Here is an 18,464-nt window from a genome sequence, read left to right as displayed (position 1 = left end):
TCGAGTGGGAGCTCCTTCGTCACTCCCACTCGATGGTTGCCGGCGGCTTCGACGTCACGTCGAGGACCACGCGGTTGACGTCGCGCACCTCGTTCGTGATGCGGTTCGAGATCTTCGCGAGCACGTCGTACGGCAGGCGGGTCCAGTCGGCGGTCATCGCGTCCTCGGACGACACCGGGCGCAGCACGACCGGGTGACCGTAGGTGCGGCCGTCGCCCTGCACGCCCACCGACCGCACATCGGCGAGCAGCACGACCGGGCACTGCCAGATGGTCTGGTCGAGGCCGGCGAGCGTGAGCTCCTCCCGGGCGATCGCATCGGCCTCGCGCAGGATGTCGAGGCGCTCGCGGGTGACCTCGCCGATGATGCGGATGCCGAGGCCAGGGCCGGGGAACGGCTGACGGCCGACGATGGCCTCGGGGATCCCGAGCTCACGGCCGATCGCGCGCACCTCGTCCTTGAAGAGGGTGCGCAGCGGCTCGATGAGGTCGAAGTCGAGGTCGTCGGGGAGACCGCCGACGTTGTGGTGCGACTTGATGTTCGCGGTGCCGGCGCCGCCGCCGGACTCGACGACGTCGGGGTACAGAGTGCCCTGCACGAGGAACCGGACCTTCTCGCCCGAGGCCTTCGCCTCCTCGACGAGATCGCGCTGCACCTGCTCGAAGGTGCGGATGAACTCGCGGCCGATGATCTTGCGCTTGGTCTCGGGATCCGTCACGCCGGCCAGGTGGCCGAGGAACGTGTCGGCCGCGTCGACCGTGATGAGGCGCACGCCGGTCGAGGCGACGTAGTCGCGCTCGACCTGCTCGCGCTCGCCCTTGCGCAGCAGACCGTGGTCGACGAACACCGCGGTGAGCTGGTCGCCGATGGCCTTGTGCACCAGCGCGGTCGACACGGCGGAGTCGACGCCGCCGGACATCGCGGAGATCACGCGGGCGTCGCCGACCTGCGCGCGGATCCGCTCGACCTGCTCGGCGATGACGTTGTCGCTGTTCCAGTCGGCGGGGAGCCCCGCGCCCTTGTGCAGGAAGTTCTCGATGATCTCCTGGCCGTGGTCGGAGTGCTTGACCTCGGGGTGCCACTGCACGCCGTAGAGCTTGCGCTCCTCGTCCGCGAACGCGGCCACGGGGGTGGCCGGCGTCGAGGCCAGCACCTGGAACCCGTCGGGCGCCTGGGCGACCTGGTCGCCGTGGCTCATCCACACGTTCTGCTCCGCGGGCTGGCCGCCGAGCAGCGTGGAGTCGTTGATCGGGATCATCGCGTCGGTCGCGCCGTACTCGCGCAGGCCGGTGTTGGCCACCTCGCCGCCGAGGGTGCGCGCCATGTACTGGAAGCCGTAGCAGATGCCGAGCGTCGGCACGCCGAGGTCGAACACCGCCGGATCCAGCTGCGGCGCGCCCTCTTCGTACACCGAGGACGGACCGCCGGACAGGATCAGCGCGACCGGGTTCTTCGCCGCGATCTCGGCGGCCGTCGCGGTGTGCGGCACGATCTCGCTGTAGACGCCGGCCTCGCGGACGCGGCGGGCGATCAGCTGCGCGTACTGCGCACCGAAGTCGACGACGAGGGCGGGGCGCTGCTCGGTGTCGGGAGTGTTGTCGGTCAACGGGCACCTTCCGTGGCGGGAGTGGTCGAGGAGTTCTGGTCGGAGGAGGCTTCCCGCGCGGCGAGATACGCCTTCACCTCGCGGGCGACGCGGGTCTCCATGATGAAGGAGAGGAAGGGCACGACGCCGCCGAGGGCGAGCATGATGAAGCGGAGGAACGGCCAGCGCATCAGGCTCCACACGCGGAAGCAGGCGAAGAGGTACACGACGTAGAACCAGCCGTGCGCGACCAGGATCCCCATCGAGAGGTTCAGGCCGTTGCCGGTGGACTCGAGGCCGCCGTGCACGCCTTCGACGACCGGGGCGAACCAGAGGAAGCCGCCGGATCCGCCCGCGAAGAGCTCGAGGTGGATCGGGGTGTACTTGAGGATCATCTCCGTGACCAGGAGCAGGAGCATGACGCCGGTGATCACAGAAGCGATCTGGTAGAACTTCAGCGCCCCGCGGATGGCCGGGAAGCTCGCGGCTTTCGGTTCGGGCATGCCTCCAGTCTAAGCGCCGGACCTGTGCGCGATTCCCGGACCAGGGGGACGCGGCGCCGCACGACGAAGGCCGCCGGATCCGGAGATCCGACGGCCTTCGCAGGTCAGCGCGAGAGGATCACTCCACGCGCAGGCGACGACGGGCGACGACCAGCCCCAGCCCGAGTGCCAGCAGCACCAGGGCAAGGAGGAGGAACGAGCCCGAGTCCGCACCGGTCAGCGCGAGGCCTCCCCCGGATCCGGCCGCGACGACCGTGATCTCCACGGAGATCTGCGAGCCGTCCGACAGGATCGCCACCACGTGGTGCTGCCCTGCGGCGGTGCCGGCGGGGATCGTGACGGTGGCCGTGAAGGCGCCGTCCGCGTCCGCCGTCGCCGAGCCGAGCGAGACCGGGGTGGAGTGCAGCTCGAGAGCCACCTTCTCGTTCTCCTCGAGACCCGATCCGGAGATCGTGACCGTGCCGCCCGCGGCGACCGAGGAGGCGCCGAGCTTGAGCTGGCCCTTGCCGCGGACCACGGTGACGGCGGCGGTCGCCTCGTCCCCGTCCGCCTGCGTCGCGGCGACGAGGTAGTCGCCGCCCTTCACGGAGCGCGGCACCACCGGTGCGGCGGTGAACGATCCGTCGCCGCCGACCCTGACGGTGCCGAGGTCGATGACCGTGCCCTTCTTGCCCTGGTCGCGCAGCTGCAGCGTCAGCGTCTCGCCCGGCTCGAAGTCCGTGCCGGTCAGCGTCAGCTTCTCCCCCGCGAGGACCTTGGCTGCACCGACCGAGATCGTGCCGTTGAAGGATCCGGTGTCGGATCCCGCGACCGTGATCGGCAGCCGGAGCGACGTCCCGGTGGCCGCGACGTCGACCTGCAGCGCCTGCGCGCCGGTCACGCCCTCGGGGATCGTGAAGGTCAGCGTCGCGGTGCCCGCCTCGTCGAAGGCGTCGACCGTGACCGCCGCGTTCACGGCCGTCGTGGCGAGCGCGGTACCGCCGAGCGAGACCGTGACGTCTCCCGGAGCCTTCTCGCCCGCGCTGAATGCGAGCGAGCTGAGGTTCAGCGTGACGCTCTCCCCGGCCTTGTAGCCGGCCGCGTCGGCGGGAGCGGAGAGCACCGCGCCGACCGCGCGCTGAGCGAGGTCGGGGGATGCCGTCTTGTTCGCCGCGAACCAGTCGACCATCGACTGCAGGTCCACCTTGCCGGTGTCCTTCTTGTCGGTGCCCTGCTGGAACGCGGTGAACGCGTCGCCGCCGGCTGCGAGGAAGGCGTTCGCCCCCACGGCGTAGGTCGCGGCCGGGTCGATCGGCGTGCCGTTCACCAGGATGCCCGTGATGTGCGACCCCGCCGGAGCGGCCGGGTCGTACGTGTAGGTCAGCTCCTTGGAGACGCCGAGCTTCAGGAACGGACGCGCCGAACCCGCCGGCTGCCACTGCTGCTCGAGCACCTGCTTCACCTGCGCGCCGGTGAGCTTCACCGTCATCAGCGTGTTCGCGAACGGCTGGACCGTCGCGGCCTCCCGGTAGCTGACGCTGCCGTCCGCGTCCGCCGCGCCGCTCGACGCGTAGGTGAGGTTGGCACGCAGACCGCCCGGGTTCATCACCGCGAAGTCGGCGCCGGTCGACCACTTCTGCACGTCGGCGACGAAGTTGCCCAGGGTGGACTCGCCACCGCGGTTCTCCGTCTTGCCGTCGCTCTGGCGCGCCCGGTTGAAGTCGGCCGTGATGTCGCCGAGCTTGACCGCGCCCAGCTCATCCGCCTTCTTCTTCGCCGCGTCCACGATGGCCTGCACCGCCGGGACCGCCGGGTAGTTGCCCACCCAGATCTTCTTGGTCGGATCCTTCGGGTCGGTGATCTGCTTCGCGAGCGGCTTGATCTCGTTGGTGATCGAGAGCAGCTTCTTCGTGGTCGGGTCGACCTTCAGATCCATGAGGCCCATGTTCTCGCCGTACTGCCCGGCGGAGACCACCGGACGCCCGTCGATCACGTGGTTGTAGGCGAGGTGCGTGTGCGCGGAGACGATCGCGTTCACGCTCTTGTCGACGCCGTTGACGATCTCGCCCAGGCGCGACTCCGGGGTGATGCTGGCCACGTCGGTCGTGGTCGCGCCCTCGTGCACGAGCAGGATGATCACGTCGGCCTCGCCGTTGGACGGGTCGCCGTCCTTGAGCGCTGCGGCGACCTTGTTCACCGACGTGGGGATGTCGCGCACCTCCAGGCCCTTCATGCCGTCGGGCGAGACGAGGGTCGGCAGATCCTCGGTCACCGCGCCGATGAAGCCCACCTTGACGCCCTGCACGTCCTTCACCCACGACGGGGTGAGAGCCGGCTTGCCGTCCGCGGTGAGGAACACGTTGGAGCTGAGGTAGGTCCAGTCCGCACGCGGGATGACCCGGTCGCGGAGATCGGCGTACCCCTGGTCGAACTCGTGGTTGCCCGCCGCGCTCACATCGAGACCGGCCGCGTTCAGCGCGTCGATCGTCGGGTTGTCCTGCTGGATGAAGGACGTGAACGTGGAGGCGCCGATGAGGTCGCCCGCGGCCGCGAAGATCGTGTTCGGGTTCTGCGCCCGGAACTCCTGGACCGCACCGGCCACGACCGCGGCGCCGGCGGCGGCACTGTCGGCCTCGATGCGTCCGTGGAAGTCGTTGATCGTCGCGATGTTGATGTCGATCGGATCCGCCGCGCCCTTGAGTCCCACGACGATCGGGTCGTGGTCACTGGAGCGGTACGGGGTGCCCGTCTCGGTGGCCGCGAACGCGTAGCCGCGGTCGCTCCACTCCGGCGAGTTGATGTTCCACACGCCGGCGCCCGTGATCGCCTTCGCCGCGGACGGCGACGCGATCACGTGGTCGAGGGATCCGAGCTCACCGTCGAAGGAGTAGGTGTACTGCCCCGTGGCGAAGGTCGGCTCGACGTCGGTCCACCCGGCCTGGGAGAACACGTCGATCGGGTCCTCCTTGCCGTAGGCGTTGAAGTCGCCGACGAGGAACACGTCGTCGCTACCGGAGCTCTTCTGCACCTGCTGCGCGAACGCGAGCTCGGCCTTGGCCTGGGCGACACGGTCGGCGTTGAAGAAGCCCTGCCCGTCGGCGGGCTCGGGGCCGGCGTTCTGCGGCGGAGACTTCGACTTCAGGTGCGTCGTGATGACCGAGAGCACGCGGCCCTGGCTGGTCTGGAACGTCTGCGCGATCGGCTCGCGGGCGTTGCCGAAGACCGTCTCGTCCACGATGGTCGACGCGTCGCCCTTCAGGGTGACGGACGCCTTCTTGTAGATGATCGCCGTCGTGATCACGTCGGTGATCGACGTGTCGTTCAGCGCCGCGGGCGTGCGGACGTAGTCCCACACCTCGGCGCCGGCCGCATTGTTCAGCCCCTGCACGAGGTTCTGCAGCGGGGCGTCGAGCGCCAGCCCGAACTTCGGGCCGTTCTCGACCTCCATGAGGCCGACGACGTCGGCGCCCAGGCCGTTGATCGCCGAGACGATCTTGGACCGCTGGATCTGGAACTGCGCGTCGGTCTTGGCGCCGCGGGCGTTCGCGTCCTGGCTCGAGAGGGTCGTGAAGAAGTTGTACACGTTGAAGGACGCGACCTTCACGTCGCCGCCCACGGCCGGCGGTGCCGTCGTGCGCGCGTTCTCGTTGCCGAAGGTCGGCTTGTGCGACGCGGCGGAGGTGCCGTCGATCGGCACCACCGGCTGCAGCCGCCAGTCGTCGAAGCCGTATTGCAGGATCTCGCCCTCGGCGGGGAAGTTCACGGTGTCGCCGTTGCGGACCACCGTGTCCTTGGTGAAGTACGGCTGGCCGCCGGTGTGTCCGCCCTTGCCAATCTGCGAGGACCAGCCGTCGTCGAGCAGGATCCGGTTCGCGCGGTTCGCGGCCGTGATCGCGTCGGCATCGGCGCCCGGACGGGCGAGCTCGGTCGCCTTGACGTTGAGCTTGTCCCCCGCGTTGAGCCACAGCGCGCCGTAGTTGTAGAGCTGGTGGCTGGAGGCGAGCTTGTAGGTGCCGGTCGGTGCCACGAGCATGTTCTCGTACGCCTCGCGGTCGCCGCCGCGCACGCTGTCGGGCAGCGCGACCGGCTGCGGGACGCCCACGCCGGCCGTCACGACCGAGACGTCGCCCAGCGCGGCCGGGGTGATCTGCGTCTGTCCGAAGTACTCCGACACCTTGCCGGTGACGGAGACGAGGTCGCCGCGCGCCACGGAGGGGGTGAGCGCGTTCAGGAACACGAAGATGCCGTCCGAGGCGCCGGCGGTCTTGGTGTCGCCGCCCGTGCCCTGGGTCTGGATCGTGATGCCCTTGTAGCCGCCGACGCGGTAGTCGCCGGTGACGACGCCCTGCACGGTGACCGTCTGGTCGACGAGGGGCGAGGTGTCGGTCGTGCCCTGCACCTCGGCGATCGTCTTGCTCGCGCCGGGTGCGGACGTGTCGGTCGGAGTGGGGGTCGGCGTCGGCTCGGGGTCGGGGTCCGTCGCGTTGTTCTTGGTGTTCGTCGGCGTGATCGTCGCCGAGAGCGAGAAGTCGGCCGCGTTCGCGTCGGTGTCGGCGCCCTGGGCGCGGTTCAGCGACCGCACGTCGGTGTTGCCCGTGGGGGCGCCGGCGACGGCGCCCTCGTACGTGTTGGACGTGCCGTAGCCGAGCAGGTCGATCACGTCGGGGCTGCCGGCGAGGGATCCGGTCGGCAGCGCCACCGCGGACGCACTGTTGACGAGAGCGATCGTGCCGGTGGTGCCGCTCGGGTTCAGGCCGCCGGTCGCATCGGGCGCGGGAAGGTCCGCGCCGCTCGAGCCGTTGCTGCCGCCCTGGACCAGGTAGTAGCCGTGGGCGGGGATGGATCCGACGAGCGGGACCACGCCGCTGGAGTTCGTGGTGCCGGTCGCGGAGCGGTACTGCACCGAGGTGCCGTCGAGCGGGATCGCCGCGTCGGTGGGGTTGTAGAGCTCGACGAACTTGTTCTTGAACGCCGCCCCCGCGCTGCCGCCGGAGAGGTACGCCTCGTTGATCACCACCCCCGTACCGGAGGTGTTGGCGAAGGCCGGAAGCGCCACGAGGCTGCCGAAGCCCACGGCGCTGACGGTGGTCACGGCGAGCGCGCACAGGCGCGCCCGCCTTCTGCGATTCACGGCGGGAACCGCGCGGTTCTCGCCGGTGGGGACGGACGTCATCGGTGCTGTCTCCTCGGGAAGTGGAACGCCGGCTCCCTCGCGGGACCGCCGACGGCGCCGCCTGGGGGACGGCGCATACGTCCCGACCCTAGGCGAGGCTATGCGCGGGCTTCAAGGACCATAAGGACGCGCTGAAAGGAGTTCACTGTCAGGACAACGGATCTTCACCCGCGTCCGCGCGAAGGCGCACGATGACCGCGCTCCTTGCTCGTACGAGCGCGGAGTTCACGAACACCTCTTTCGGAGATGTACGCGATCCTCGGACCGGATCCGGCAGATCCTCCGAGCGAAGCGCACATCTCCGAGCGAGAGGTCGGGACACGGCCGAGCGAGAGGTCGGGACACGGCCGGCGAGGGGTCAGGACGCGGCGGTGCGGTGCTCCTCGAACTCCTCGAGCTCGCGCTCCCAGGCATCCTTCGCCAAGCGGTACCAGAGGTAGAAGGCGAAGCCCGCGAAGATCGCCCATTCCACGGCGTAGAAGATGTTCAGCCAGTTGATCGAGGAGTGCTCCTCCGGCGCCGGCGAGGAGATTGCCTCGAGGCCGCCCAGGGGCGCGGTCGAGGTCAGGAACGGCCGGTAGACGTTCAGCTCGGCGGTGTCGTGCCAGAACCCGAGCAGCGCCGCGGGCGACATCCGGTCCATGCGCGTGGGCTGGTCCTGGGGCGGTGCGACGGGCCCCTCATCCGAGATCAGCCGTCCGCTCACGGTGACCACGGATCCGTCCGCCGTCTCCTCGAGTCGCTGCGCGGCCGCCTTCGCCTTCTCCTCGTCCGCGGTCCAGCCGATCGCGACGGCGAGCGAGGTGGGCTTCGCGGTGCCGGCGATGCGCAGCTGCCCCGTGACCCAGTACCCCTCGACTCCGTCGTTGAACCGCGAGGAGACGACCAAGAAGTCGCCCGGGACCCAGGATCCGCTGGTCTCGGCGCGCTGGCCCACGAGCGGCGCATCGAGATAGGCCCCCGGCTTGACGACCTGATCGATCGGCAGCACCTTCTCGGTCGCACCCGGAGCCGGCGGGCTGGTGTCGATCGCGCGACCGAGCTGCCACTGGCCGAGCCAGGCGAACACGCCGGCGACGACCAGGCACAGCAGCAGCATCCCGATCCATCGGCCGCGCAGCATCACCTCGCGCAGGGTCGGCGGGAACTCGGGAGCCGATGCGGCGGCGTCCGGAAGCGGTGAGGACACGGGAAGGTTCAACGACAGAGGGCGATCAGGACTCGTACGGGGAGAGCACGACCTCGACGCGCTGGAACTCCTTGAGGTCGGAGTACCCGGTGGTCGCCATCGACTTGCGCAGTGCTCCGATGAGGTTCGCCGTGCCGTCGGCCACGGGAGCCGGACCGTACAGGATCTCCTCCAGGGTCGCGACGCCGTCGACCGCGACGCGGCGCCCGCGCGGAAGCTTCGGGTGGTGCGCCTCGGGGCCCCAGTGGAAGCCCTGACCGGGCGCATCGGTGGCGCGCGCGAGCGCGACCCCCAGCATCACGGCGTCGGCGCCCATGGCGAGAGCCTTCACGATGTCGCCGGAGGTGCCCACGCCGCCGTCGGCGATCACGTGCACGTAGCGGCCGCCCGACTCGTCGAGGTAGTCGCGGCGCGCTGCGGCGACGTCGGAGACGGCGGTCGCCATCGGGGCGTGGATGCCCAGCGTGGCGCGGGTCGTGGAGGCCGCTCCCCCGCCGAAGCCGACGAGCACGCCCGCCGCTCCCGTGCGCATGAGGTGCAGGGCGGCGGTGTAGGTGGCGGCGCCGCCGACGATCACCGGCACGTCGAGGTCGTAGATGAACTTCTTCAGGTTCAGCGGCTCCGCGACGCTCGAGACGTGCTCGGCGGAGACCGTCGTGCCGCGGATGACGAAGAGGTCGACACCGGCCTCGACCACGGTCTGGTAGAGCTCCTGGGTGCGCTGCGGCGTGAGGGATCCGGCGACGGTGACACCGGCCTCGCGGATCTCGGCCAGGCGCGCCTTGATCAGCTCGGGCTTGATCGGCTCGGCGTACAGCTCCTGCATCCGGGAGGTCGCGGTCGCCTCATCGAGGCCCGCGATCTCGGCGAGCAGCGGCTCCGGATCCTCGTACCGGGTCCACAGGCCCTCGAGGTCGAGCACGCCCAGCCCGCCCAGGCGGCCCAGCATGATCGCGGTGCGGGGGCTGATCACGGAGTCCATCGGTGCGCCGAGCACGGGGATCTCGAACGGGAACGCATCGATCGTCCACGCGGTGGAGACGTCCTCCGGATTGCGGGTGCGCCGCGAGGGCACCACCGCGATGTCGTCGAACGTGTATGCGCGCCGCGCGCGCTTGCCTCGGCCGAGCTCGATCTCCTGGGTCACGAACCCAGACTACCCGGGGTTGCCCCCGGACAACGGGCCCGCGGCCCCGGCCCGGCCCCGGCGCGACGGATGCAGGATCAAGCGACGAATGCAGGACCGGATCGGCGGAACCGTCCTGCATTCGTCACGACGTCCTGCATCCGTCACAGAGTCCGGACGCGAGCCCGCGACGCCGGCGCTCAGCGGGCGCGGGCGACCCGCCGCTCGTCCCACACCGGGGCGTCCGACTCGTAGACGGCGCCGTCCTCGCCGAACACGAGGAAGCGGTCGAAGGAGCGGGCCAGCCAGCGGTCGTGCGTCACGGCCACCACGGTGCCCTCGAAGCGGGCGATCGCCTCCTCCAGCGCCTCCGCCGATTCGAGGTCGAGGTTGTCCGTCGGCTCGTCGAGCAGCAGCAGCGTCGCCCCGGACAGCTCGAGCAGCAGCACCTGGAAACGCGCCTGCTGCCCGCCGGAGAGCTGCCCGAACTCCTGCTGCGCCTGGCGCACGAGCCCGTAGCGGTCCAGCGCCGAGCTGGCGGCGTCGCGGGGCATCCCGGCTCTGCGGTCGTCGCCGCGATGCAGGACCTCCAGCAGCGTGCGCCCGGCGAACTCCGGATGCGCGTGGGTCTGCGCGAACAGCCCCGGCACGACGCGCGCACCGAGCACCGCCGTTCCCGTGTGCGCGACCGCGTCGAGCCGCTCGCCCGCGCTCGTGAGATGACCGAGCGTCGGATCGGGGTCGCTGCCGCCCCGCGCCAGCAGCCGCAGGAAGTGCGACTTCCCGGATCCGTTCGAGCCCAGCACGGCGACGCGATCGCCGAACCAGATCTCGGCGTCGAACGGCCGCATCAGGCCGGTCAGCTCGAGCCCCGTGCACACGACGGCGCGCTTGCCGGTGCGCGCTCCCCGAAGCCGCATGTCGAACTCCTGGGCGGGCGGGCGCTCCTCGGGCGGCCCAGCCTCCTCGAACTTGCGCAGGCGCGTCTGCGCGGCCTGATAGCGCGACGCGAAGCCGTCGTTCGCCGCGGCCTTGACCTTGAGGGTGGCGACGAGGATCCGCAGCTTCTCGTGCTGCTCGTCCCAGCGCCGGCGCAGCTCGTCGAGCCGGTCCATCCGATCCCGCCGCGCCTGGTGATAGGTCGAGAAGCCGCCGCCGTGCACCCAGGCGGTCGCGCCGGCGCCGCCCGGTTCGAGCGTGACGATGCGGTCGGCGGCCCGGGCCAGCAGCTCGCGATCGTGCGAGACCAGCAGCACGGTCTTCGGCGACTCGCGCAGCCGCTCTTCGAGCCAGCGCTTGCCCGGCACGTCGAGGTAGTTGTCGGGCTCGTCGAGCAGCAGCACGTCATCGGGTCCGCGCAGCAGCGCCTCCAGCGCGAGCCGCTTCTGCTCCCCGCCGGACAGGGTGGCCAGGTCGCGGAACCGCGCGCGGTCGAACGGCACGCCGAGCGCCGCGACCGTGCAATGGTCCCAGACCGTCTCGTGCTCGTACCCGCCGGCATCGGCGTACTCGGCGAGCGCGGTCGCGTAGCGCATCTGGGTGCTCTCGACGTCGTCCTCGATGAGCGCGTTCTCCGCGGTCTCCAGCGCCTCGGCCGCTGCCCTGATCCGCGCGGGCGCGACGGAGACGAGCAGGTCGTGCACGGTCTGCCCGTCGCGGCCGTGCCCGACGAACTGGTCCATGACCCCGAGGGAGCCGTCGATGACCACGGCCCCGGCCTCCGGGGCGAGATCCCCTCGGACGATCCTCAGGATCGTGGACTTGCCGGCGCCGTTCGGCCCGATCAGGGCGCTCGTGGATCCTGCGCCCACGCGGAACGTGGCCTCGTCCAGCAGAGGGCGGCCGTCGGGCAGGGTGAGCGAGACGCCGGTGACGTCGATGTATCCCACGGTGGTGGTCCTTCCGCCCGCACGCGGGTGCGCGATGGCGAGCCGACCAGGCTATCAGGACGGCCGGGCGACGCAAGCCGGATCCGTCCCGCCCGCCAGGATCCGACGGTGGCGGGCTACAGCCCGCGCTCACCCCGCGGCAGGACGTCGAGCACGTGCCCCAGCTTGTTCGGGAAGCAGGCCTGGAAGAGCTCGGCGACCTCGGGGTTGGATCCGTAGTCGTCGACGATCCGCACGCCGATCATCGTGCTGATGAGCATCCCCTGGGCGACGAACTCGCGTGCGGAGTCCGGGGGAAGCCCCATCTCGTCGCGGACGAAACGCCACATCGCCAGGTAGGCGCGCCGCGCCGCCGGGCCGATCGCGGGATGCCCGCCGAGGAGGAACGCGTGCGCGAGCGTCTGATGCAGGCCCGGGATCTCGATGAGATCGACGTAGGCCTCGCCGACCCTCTTGCCCATCGGGTTCTCGCCGCCCTCGTCCGAGGCCGCGAGCGCCGTGCGCAGCGCCGAGAGCGACTGCGAGAGGGCGAACTCGATGGTGGCGAGGAAGAGGTTCTCCTTCGTGCCGAACAGGCGCACCACGTACGGCTGGCTGACCCCGGCGGCACGGGCGACCTGATCGGTGGTCGCGCCCTCGTACCCGCGGGATCCGAAGACCGTGAGGGCGGCGAGGATGATCTGCGCACGCCGCTCCTCCGAGGACAGGCGCCGACCCGGATCCTCGGTGGCGCCGGGTGCGGAGGTCGCTGCGGAAGTCATGTCGAAAGGTTATCAGCGAATGACTTGACTTTGTAATCATCTGATTACTACATTGTCTCCAGCGCTGGTAATCATCCAATTACAACTGGAGTTCTTCCATGACCGAGTCCTCTCCGCTCGCCGCCGCCCGCCGCGTGCGCTCCTCCGTCGCGCCGCGTCGATCCCGCCCCGTGGCGCTCGTGATCGCCGCCGCCTCCCTCCCGATGTTCATGGCGACCCTCGACAACCTCGTGATGACCAACGCCCTGCCCGTGCTGCACCGCGAGATGGGCGCGAGCATCGAACAGCTGCAGTGGTTCGTGAACGCCTACACGCTCGCGTTCGCCGGCGCGATCCTCGTGGCCTCCGCCCTCGGCGATCGATTCGGGCGCCGCACGGTGTTCGCCCTCGGCATCGCGCTGTTCGGCGCCGGATCGCTGTTCGCGGCGCTCAGCACAGACCCCGGCCAGCTCATCGCCGCCCGCGCGGTCCAGGGGCTCGGCGCCGCCGCGGTCATGCCGCTCTCCCTGGCTCTGCTCACCGGCGCCGTGCCGGCAGCGCGCCGGGCGCTCGCCATCGGCATCTGGGGCGGAGTCTCCGGCCTGGGCGTCGCCGTCGGCCCGCTCATCGGCGGCGCGATCATGGAGGGCTGGAACTGGCAGGCGATCTTCTGGATCAACGTGCCGGTGGCCGTGATCGCCATCCCGCTCGCCCTGCTCGTGCTGAAGAACGACTTCGGCGCCCGGGCGCGCATCGACGTGCCCGGCGCGGTGCTCGCCGCGGGCGGCGTGCTCGCCCTCGTCCACGCGATCGTGCGCGGCAACGACGACGGGTGGGACACGATCGGCGTGATCGCCGAGCTCGCCCTCGGCGCCGCACTCGTGATCGGCTTCATCGTCTGGCAGCTGCGGTCGCCCGCACCCCTGGTGCCGCTGCGCCTGTTCCGCGACCGGTCCTTCTCCCTCACCAATGTCGTCGGCTTCGCCTTCAGCTTCGGCACCTTCGGATCCGTGTTCATCCTGATCCAGTTCCTGCAGGTCGTGCAGGGGGCGACGCCGCTCGAGGCCGCGGTGCAGACGACGCCGTGGACGCTCGCACCCATGGTCGTCGCCCCGATCGCCGGGATCATCGCGCCCCGCGTCGGGACCAGGGCCCTGCTCGTGTCCGGGTTGCTGCTGCAGGGGGTGGCGCTGGGCTGGCTCGCCGCGCTGCTCTCGGCGGACGTGGCATACGCCGCCCTGGTCGCGCCGTTCATCCTCGCGGGCGTCGGCATGGGCCTCGTCTTCGCCCCGTCCGCCACGGCGCTGCTCGCCACGCTGGGTCTGGTCGACCACGCCAAGGCCTCGGGCGTGAACTCCACGGTGCGCGAGCTCGGCGTCGCGCTGGGCACCGCGGTGATGACGGCGATCTTCGTAGGGGCCGGCGGTCAGCTGCTGCCCGATCACTACGTCGACGCCGCCCGGCCCGCCGTGTTCACCGGGGCCGCAGTGCTGCTGGTCGCCACCGTGATCGCGCTGTGGCTGCCGGCCGGCCGGGGCGCGCACGGCGCGGACGACGCCGTGGCCGAGACGGCCTCCGCCGCTCCGGAGCCGGTCGCGGCCTGAGGCCGAGGCGCCGCGCATCGGCCCCGGAGGCGGGAACGAAGAAACGCGGTGCCCTCACGAGGGCACCGCGTTTCGTCTCGCGCCGGCGCCGCCGGTGCTCGCTCAACGATCCCGGGGAGGGGCGCGCTCAACGCCCCCGGCGAGGGCTCGAGGCGGCTCAGCGCTTGTAGTTGGGGGCCTCGACCACGATCTGGACGTCGTGCGGGTGGGACTCCTTGAGCCCGGCCGCGGTGATGCGGACGAACCTGCCGCGGGTCTTCAGCTCCTCGATGGTGCGCGCGCCGACGTAGAACATCGACTGGCGCAGCCCGCCGACGAGCTGGTAGGCGACGGCCGAGAGCGGGCCGCGATACGGAACCTGTCCCTCGATGCCCTCGGGGATCAGCTTGTCGTCGCTGGGCACGTCGGCCTGGAAGTAGCGGTCCTTGGAGTAGGACGTCTGCTTGCCGCGGGTCTGCATCGCGCCGAGCGAACCCATGCCGCGGTACAGCTTGAACTGCTTGCCGCCCTGGAAGACGATCTCGCCCGGGGACTCCTCGGTGCCCGCGAGCAGGGATCCGAGCATGACGGCGTCGGCGCCGGCGACGAGCGCCTTCGCGATGTCGCCGGAGTACTGCAGACCGCCGTCGGCGATGACCGGGATGCCGGCCGGGCGTGCGGCCAGCGAGGCCTCGTAGACCGCGGTGACCTGGGGCACGCCGACACCGGCGACGATGCGCGTGGTGCAGATCGAGCCCGGGCCCACGCCGACCTTGACGGCGTCGACGCCCGCGTCCACGAGCGCCTGCGCCCCCTCGCGGGTGGCGACGTTGCCGCCGATGATGTCGATGTGGTCGAACGAGGCATCCCCCTTGAGCCGCTTGACGAGGTCGATCACGCCCTGCGACTGGCCGTTCGCGGTGTCGACGACGAGCACGTCGACCCCCTTGTCGCGCAGCGCCTCGGCGCGCTCCCAGGCGTCGCCGAAGAAGCCGATCGCGGCGCCGACGCGGAGCCGGCCCTGGTCGTCCTTGGTGGCGAGAGGGTACTTCTCGCTCTTGTCGAAGTCCTTGATGGTGATGAGGCCCGCGAGCTTGCCGTCCTCGTCGATGAGCGGGAGCTTCTCGACACGGTGCTTGGCGAAGAGCGCGATGACCTGCTCGGCGGGAACGCCGACCGGAGCGGTGACGAGGTTCTCGCTCGTCATCACGTCGCGCGCGAGCGTGGTCTGCTTGGCGGATCCGGACACGAAGCGCATGTCGCGGTTGGTGACGATGCCCACCAGGCGCCCGTCCGGGTCGACCACGGGCAGCCCGGAGATGCGGTACTTGGCGCACATCGCGTCGACCTCGGCGATCGTCGCATCGGGGGTCGTCGTGATCGGATCCGTGATCATGCCCGACTCGCTGCGCTTGACGCGGTCCACCTGCGCGGCCTGGTCGGCGATGGACAGGTTGCGATGCAGGATGCCCAGCCCGCCCTCGCGCGCCATGGCGATCGCCATCCGCGCCTCGGTCACCGTGTCCATCGCACTGGAGAGCAGGGGCGTGGCGACGGAGATGCGGCGCGTCACGCGCGACGAGGTGTCCGCCTCGCTCGGGATCACGTCGGTGTGCCCCGGAAGGAGCAGGACGTCATCGTAGGTCAATCCGACAAAACCGAACGGGTCGTGCTGCTCCATGGGTTGCGGGGCTCCTCTTTCTCGCGCGCGTGTATCGATTCTAAGCGCCGCGGGAGGGGCGGTATTCCCAGGAACGGCGCCGGCCGAGCCGCGCTCGGCGATCAGGGCACGGGGATCGAGTCGGTGCCGGGATTCGGCTCGCCCGCCGCGACCCGACCGGACCTCAGCCGGCGGGCGGAGAGGCCGAGATCGACGAGGAACACCGCGATCGCCACCCACACGATCGCGAAGCCGATCCACCGCTCGACCGGCATCGGCTCGTGCATCACGAGCACGCCGACGAGGAACTGCATGATCGGGGTGATGAACTGGATCATGCCGATCACGGTCAGCCCGATGCGGCGCGTCCCGGCGGCGAAGAGCAGCAGCGGCACGGCGGTCGCGATGCCGGCGAACGCGAGCAGGCCCGCATGCAGGGCACCGTTCTGCCCCATCGTGATCCCGGTGGTGAGCCCCACCACGATCAGCTGCACGACGGCGACGGGCAGCAGCCAGAACGACTCGAGGGTGAGGCCGCTGAGCGCGTCGACCGACGGCCCGATCTTCTTCTTGACGAGGCCGTAGATCCCGAAGGACGCGGTGAGCGACAGGGCGATCCACGGGAACGTCCCGTGCGCGAAGACGATCACGAGCACGGCGACGGTCGCGATCCCGATGGCCACCCACTGCAGCCGGCGCAGCCTCTCCTTCAGCACGAAGACGCCGAGCAGCATGGTGCCGATCGGGTTGATGAAGTAGCCGAGACTCGTCTCGACGATCTCGCCGTTCAGCGTCGCGAGGACGAACACCTGCCAGTTGATGTAGATCAGGACGCCGGCGAGCGCCGTGAGCGCGAGGAGCCTCGGCTGCCGGATGATCGCCCACAGCGGCTTCCAGCCTCGGGTGATCGCCAGCAGGATGAGACAGAACACGAAGGAGAGCGCGACCCGCCACGCGACCAGCTCCCAGGGACCCGTGGGCGCGAGCAGGAGGAAGTACAGCGGAAGCACGCCCCACAGCAGATACGCGCCGATCGCGAAGGCGACGCCGGCAGGCTGGGCGCTGCGGGGGGAGGTCACCGGACAACCCTATCCGCCCTGTTTCCCGCGAGGCCTTTCCCCGGGTGCGGCGAGGTTCTATAGTGAGTGCCAATCAGCCGTTCGGGGGAGCGGTGGGCCACCTGGGGAGTGGCATTCGGGGATCTGACAGATGTTCACGGACGGTTACGCACTGGGGCTCGACGGCGGATCGAGTCGCCTGATCGCGGCGGTGGCCACGCCATCGCCGGCAGAGGGTGTCGTCGTCACCGCGTTCCCGTTGGGCGCGGACCGCACGGACGTCCCCGCCGCCGCCTACGTCACCGACGAGGGCGACGTGCTGTTCGGCGAGGCGGCCGAGGAGCACGGGGCGGAGCATCCCGAGCGGCTGCTGCAGGACTTCGTCCGGGACGTCGGCGACAGCACCCCGCTGATCGCCGGGGACTTCGCGGTGCACGCCGACGAACTGTATGCGCGGCTGATGGGCTGGGCCGTGGCGACGGTCACGGCCGCGCAGGGCGCACCACCCGCACGGGTCGCCGTCGCGCACCCGAGCTCGTGGCGGGGACACCGCATCGAGACCGTGCGCACCCGGCTTCAGGAGATGGGCGTCGAGGGCGTCCTGCTGCTGCCCGCGGCGGCCGCCGCCGCCCGACAGCAGTACGCCGCGGGCGGCGTGCCCGCCCGCGGCACCGTGGCGGTGTACGACTTCGGCGGAAGCGGCTTCTGCGGTGCCGTGCTGCGGGCGCACGGCGACGGCGACTACCGTCTCACCGCCGCGCCGGTCCTGCTCGACGACGTCGGCGGCCGGACGTTCGACCACCGGGTTCTCCAGCACGCCTTGACGATGGCGGAGCGGCGGCCCGCGCCCGACGCCCCTCCGGGACCCGATGCGGTCGCGCCCGCCGCGGCCCTGGCCGCGGCGCGGCACGCGGCGTCCCGGGCGAAAGAGGCGCTGTCCTTCGGGCCGGAGACCACGATCGAGCTCGAGTTCGATGAGCGTCGCTCGTGCGTCCGTCTGACCCGCTATGAGTTCGAGTCGATGATCGGCGCCGATCTCGCCCGCACGGCGGATGCGCTGGACCGCGCCCTCGAGGTCGCGGACGTCGATGCGGATCAGGTGGACGCGATCGTGCTCGCCGGCGGATCCTCTCGGATCCCCGCGGTCGTCGAGCATCTGTCGGCCCGGTTCGACCTCCCGCTGTGCGGATCCGACCCGCATTTCGCCGCGGTCTTCGGGGCCGCCCGCGCCGCGTGGTCCGCCCACGAGGCCCACCCCTCGACGATCCGGGAACCGGACGTCGAGGAGGAGAAGGCCGTCGCGGCTCCTGCGCCGCGCCCGCGTCGGACCCGACCGGTGCGGCTGCGGCCCGTGATCTCCGGCGCGGTCATGCTCTCCGTGGGCACCCTGCTGGTCGCGGGTGCCGCATTCGCCACGATGCTTCCGGACGGCCGGCAGGACGAGGCCGTCGGGGAGACCCTCTCCGGCAAGGCGCCCGCTGCGGGGAAGGGACTGGACCTTCCGCTCGCCTGGACACCCGGAGTCACGGCCGTCGACGGTCCCGCGGCAGGGCCGGCGCTGCAGCCCGTCACGCAACTCGGGCCGGTGCTCCCCGTCGATGACGGGGCGCCGCGGACGCGGTCGGACCCTCCGTCGAGCCCGGGCAGGAGCAGCCCTCCCCCGACCGGGACGAACGCGGCTCCCCCGGCAGGAACCGATTCCGCACCGCCGTCCGGAGGGACGGCGCCCGCCCCCTCCGGGGGAACGACCTCCGTGCCGGAGGAGCAGCCGCCCCCGCCCACCCCGACCCCGACCCCGACGCCCACGCCGACTCCCACCGAGGATCCCGCGCCGTCGGGCGAGCCGACGCCCCCCGATCCCCCGGCGCCGACCTCGGATCCCGTTCCCGACCCGGAACCGTCGCCATCGCCGACCGCCGACCCCGCGCCGCTCATGACGAGCGACCCGCCGGCCACGGCCCCCTGAACCGCCAGAACCG

General features: G+C 71.0%; 11 protein-coding genes. 2 read left to right on the top strand and 9 right to left on the bottom strand.

The genetic code is table 11. From position 1 onward, the window contains the following. Positions 1-19: 19 nt before the first annotated feature. The 7 genes from guaA to J8G10_RS13660 all read right to left on the bottom strand — a co-directional run bounded on the left by guaA (position 20) and on the right by J8G10_RS13660 (position 12,205). Positions 20-1,606 (bottom strand): glutamine-hydrolyzing GMP synthase, encoded by a 1,587-nt coding sequence (guaA, locus tag J8G10_RS13690; RefSeq protein ID WP_251445867.1) that lies wholly within the window; start codon positions 1,604-1,606, stop codon positions 20-22. Further along, entirely contained in the window at positions 1,603-2,088 is a 486-nt protein-coding gene (locus J8G10_RS13685) for a DUF3817 domain-containing protein (RefSeq protein ID WP_251445864.1), read from the bottom strand. Before J8G10_RS13685 ends, guaA begins: the two co-directional genes overlap by 4 nt. 118 nt (positions 2,089-2,206) lie before the next feature. Beyond that, entirely contained in the window at positions 2,207-7,240 is a 5,034-nt protein-coding gene (locus J8G10_RS13680) for an ExeM/NucH family extracellular endonuclease (protein WP_251445859.1), read from the bottom strand. Positions 7,241-7,598: 358 nt separating this feature from the next. Further along, the gene (locus J8G10_RS13675; RefSeq protein WP_251446577.1) at positions 7,599-8,363 is read right to left on the bottom strand and encodes an SURF1 family protein; all 765 of its coding nucleotides are present in this window, start codon (positions 8,361-8,363) and stop codon (positions 7,599-7,601) included. Between the two features lie 91 nt (positions 8,364-8,454). Then, complete coding sequence (locus tag J8G10_RS13670; RefSeq protein ID WP_251445856.1) at positions 8,455-9,576, bottom strand: GuaB3 family IMP dehydrogenase-related protein; 1,122 nt, start codon at positions 9,574-9,576, stop codon at positions 8,455-8,457. A 179-nt stretch (positions 9,577-9,755) separates the two neighbouring features. After that, positions 9,756-11,444 carry an ABC-F family ATP-binding cassette domain-containing protein gene (locus J8G10_RS13665; protein ID WP_251445853.1) on the bottom strand — a complete coding sequence of 563 codons (1,689 nt, stop codon included), beginning with the start codon at positions 11,442-11,444 and terminating at the stop codon, positions 9,756-9,758. Positions 11,445-11,560: 116 nt separating this feature from the next. After that, the gene (locus J8G10_RS13660) at positions 11,561-12,205 is read right to left on the bottom strand and encodes a TetR/AcrR family transcriptional regulator (protein WP_251445850.1); all 645 of its coding nucleotides are present in this window, start codon (positions 12,203-12,205) and stop codon (positions 11,561-11,563) included. A gap of 98 nt (positions 12,206-12,303) precedes the next feature. Between J8G10_RS13660 and J8G10_RS13655 the strand changes: the two genes are divergently transcribed. After that, positions 12,304-13,788 (top strand): DHA2 family efflux MFS transporter permease subunit, encoded by a 1,485-nt coding sequence (locus J8G10_RS13655; protein WP_251445847.1) that lies wholly within the window; start codon positions 12,304-12,306, stop codon positions 13,786-13,788. Between the two features lie 157 nt (positions 13,789-13,945). On the opposite strand, the gene guaB is transcribed toward J8G10_RS13655, so the two are convergent. Continuing rightward, entirely contained in the window at positions 13,946-15,448 is a 1,503-nt protein-coding gene (gene guaB / locus J8G10_RS13650) for an IMP dehydrogenase (protein ID WP_251445844.1), read from the bottom strand. Positions 15,449-15,549: 101 nt separating this feature from the next. Continuing rightward, the gene (gene rarD, locus J8G10_RS13645) at positions 15,550-16,506 is read right to left on the bottom strand and encodes an EamA family transporter RarD (RefSeq protein ID WP_251445841.1); all 957 of its coding nucleotides are present in this window, start codon (positions 16,504-16,506) and stop codon (positions 15,550-15,552) included. A 130-nt stretch (positions 16,507-16,636) separates the two neighbouring features. Here rarD and J8G10_RS13640 point away from each other — a divergent pair, with 130 nt between their 5' ends. Continuing rightward, on the top strand, positions 16,637-18,451 hold the full coding sequence (locus J8G10_RS13640; protein ID WP_251445838.1) for an Hsp70 family protein: 1,815 nt from the start codon (positions 16,637-16,639) through the stop codon (positions 18,449-18,451). The last annotated feature ends 13 nt before the right edge of the window (positions 18,452-18,464 follow it).

Source organism: Microbacterium sp. USTB-Y (genome assembly GCF_023703415.1).
Taxonomy (GTDB): Bacteria; Actinomycetota; Actinomycetes; order Actinomycetales; family Microbacteriaceae; genus Microbacterium.
This window is presented reverse-complemented; position numbering and strand designations above follow the sequence as displayed.

Bases quoted from the DNA above. Each gene is read 5' to 3' on its own strand.
- J8G10_RS13685 (WP_251445864.1), bottom strand. From the start codon at position 2,088: ATGCCCGAACCGAAAGCCGCGAGCTTCCCGGCCATCCGCGGGGCGCTG.
- J8G10_RS13680 (WP_251445859.1), bottom strand. From the start codon at position 7,240: ATGACGTCCGTCCCCACCGGCGAGAACCGCGCGGTTCCCGCCGTGAAT.
- J8G10_RS13675 (WP_251446577.1), bottom strand. From the start codon at position 8,363: ATGCTGCGCGGCCGATGGATCGGGATGCTGCTGCTGTGCCTGGTCGTC.
- J8G10_RS13660 (WP_251445850.1), bottom strand. From the start codon at position 12,205: ATGACTTCCGCAGCGACCTCCGCACCCGGCGCCACCGAGGATCCGGGT.
- J8G10_RS13655 (WP_251445847.1), top strand. From the start codon at position 12,304: ATGACCGAGTCCTCTCCGCTCGCCGCCGCCCGCCGCGTGCGCTCCTCC.
- guaB (WP_251445844.1), bottom strand. From the start codon at position 15,448: ATGGAGCAGCACGACCCGTTCGGTTTTGTCGGATTGACCTACGATGAC.
- J8G10_RS13640 (WP_251445838.1), top strand. From the start codon at position 16,637: ATGTTCACGGACGGTTACGCACTGGGGCTCGACGGCGGATCGAGTCGC.